The 1800-nt window shown below is 74.0% G+C and carries 2 protein-coding genes; one reads left to right on the plus strand and one right to left on the minus strand.

Annotated elements, in window-relative coordinates; genetic code table 11:
- On the minus strand, positions 1 to 959 hold a 959-nt coding region (locus ACFV61_RS35835; protein ID WP_380496361.1), incomplete at its 3' end, for a LysR family transcriptional regulator.
- Between the two features lie 115 nt (positions 960 to 1074).
- Between ACFV61_RS35835 and bla the strand changes: the two genes are divergently transcribed.
- A partial coding sequence (bla, locus tag ACFV61_RS35840; RefSeq protein ID WP_380496364.1) for a class A beta-lactamase occupies positions 1075 to 1800 on the plus strand: 726 nt, incomplete at its 3' end.

Genomic DNA, 1800 nt, shown 5'->3' on the forward strand with positions numbered 1-1800 from the left:
CTTGTCGGCGGCCGCGTCCCTTGTTCCACCTCGCCCGGGGGGACGAGCGGGGGGTTGGGCGGCTGGGGCAGGAGGCCGCCGTGTTCGGTCAGCGCCTCGTGGGCAGCTTCGGCGAACAGCCGGACGGCGGGCCCGCCGCTCCCGGTCGGCCAGGCCGTGGAGGTGCGCCAGGCCAGCGGGGTGCCGGTCAGCGGACGCCAGACTGTACCCGGTGGCGGCGCGGTGCGTGGCACCAGGGCGACGGCGCTGCCGGTGAGCACGAGTGCGCCCGCGACGTCCGGGCCGGGCGGGTCGACGACGGCCTCGGGCGTGCAGCCGTGCCGGGCCAGGGTGGTGAGCATCTCGTCGTAGAGCGCGGGGGCGGTGGCGCGGGGGAAGAACACCAGGCGCCGGCCGGTCAGTTCGGCCACCGCCAGCTCCGGGCGGTCGGCGTCCGGGCTCCCGGCGGCGAGCAGGATGCCGAGCGGCTGGTGCAGGACCGGCCCGAACGCCAGCCCGGCGGCCGGGCACGGGTGGCGGACGACGGCGACGTCCACCGTGTGCTGGGCGAGTTCGCGCGCCATGACCGCGACCGGCAGTTCCCGCAGTTCGAGCCGGGTGCCGGGGGAGGCGCTCTCGAAGCCGGTGAGCAGCGCGGCCAGGACGGCCGGCCCCAGCTCGGGCGGCACGGCCGCGCGCAGGGTGCCCGCCCGGCCGGTGCGCAGGTCGGCGGCGGTGGCGAGGAGGCGGGCGGTGCTCTCCAGCACCTCCTTCGCCTCCGCGAGCAGCAGCAGGCCCGCCGGGGTGAGCTCGACTCCGCGCGGGCCGCGGTCGAACAGGGTCACGCCGAGCTCGCGCTCCAGACGCTTGATCCGCTGGGAGAGCGAGGGCTGGGCGATCCGCAGGCGCTCGGCGGCGCGGCCGAAGTGCCGGTCCTCGGCGACAGCGCGGAAGTGGCGTAGGTGCCCCAACAGGTCCATGGCCAGCAATCATAGGCATTCTTTTATCGATCTCTTCACCATAGTCGTCTTGGACTGATGGCCCGACGGCCTGTTTAGCTGAGGGTGACGACACGAACCACCTGGGAGACCACCGATGACGACTGCCCTCCGCCGCCCCCGTACCGTGCTGCCCGCCGTGGCCCTGCTCGCGGCCACCCTGCTGAGCGGGTGCGGCTCTGCGGGACTCAGTAGCCATGCGGGTGCCGGCACGCCCGCCGCGGCATCCAGCGCGATGCCTGCGGCAGATACGACGAGCGCTTCCTTCAAGGGACTTGAGCAGCAGTTCGGCGCCCGCCTCGGCGTGTACGCGGTGGACACCGGCAGCGGCCGGGAGATCTCCTACCGGTCCGACGAGCGGTTCGCGTTCGCGTCCACGATCAAGTCGCTCGCCGCCGGCGCCCTCCTGCGCAAGGCCTCCGACGAGGAGCTGGACAAGGTGGTCGCGTACCGCCAGGAGGACGTGCTGTCGTGGGCGCCGATCACCTCGCAGCACGTCGCCACCGGCATGAAGGTGCGTGATCTGGCCGCCGCCGCGATCCAGTACAGCGACAACACCGCCGCCAACCTCGTCATGGCCGAGCTCGGGGGCCCGGCGGCCGTCCAGCAGTCGCTGCGCGACCTCGGGGACCAGACCACCAGCGTCGACCGCAACGAGCCCACCCTCAACGAGGCGACCCCGGGCGACACCCGCGACACCAGCACCCCCAGCGCCTTCGCCGCCGACCTGCGCCGCTACGCCCTCGGCGACGTCCTCGCGGAGGACCGGCGCCGACTGCTGACCGACTGGCTCGTCGGCAACACCACCGGCGCCCCCTACATC

The sequence above is a fragment of the Kitasatospora sp. NPDC059817 genome, from assembly GCF_042731835.1.
Lineage (GTDB): Bacteria > Actinomycetota > Actinomycetes > Streptomycetales > Streptomycetaceae > Kitasatospora.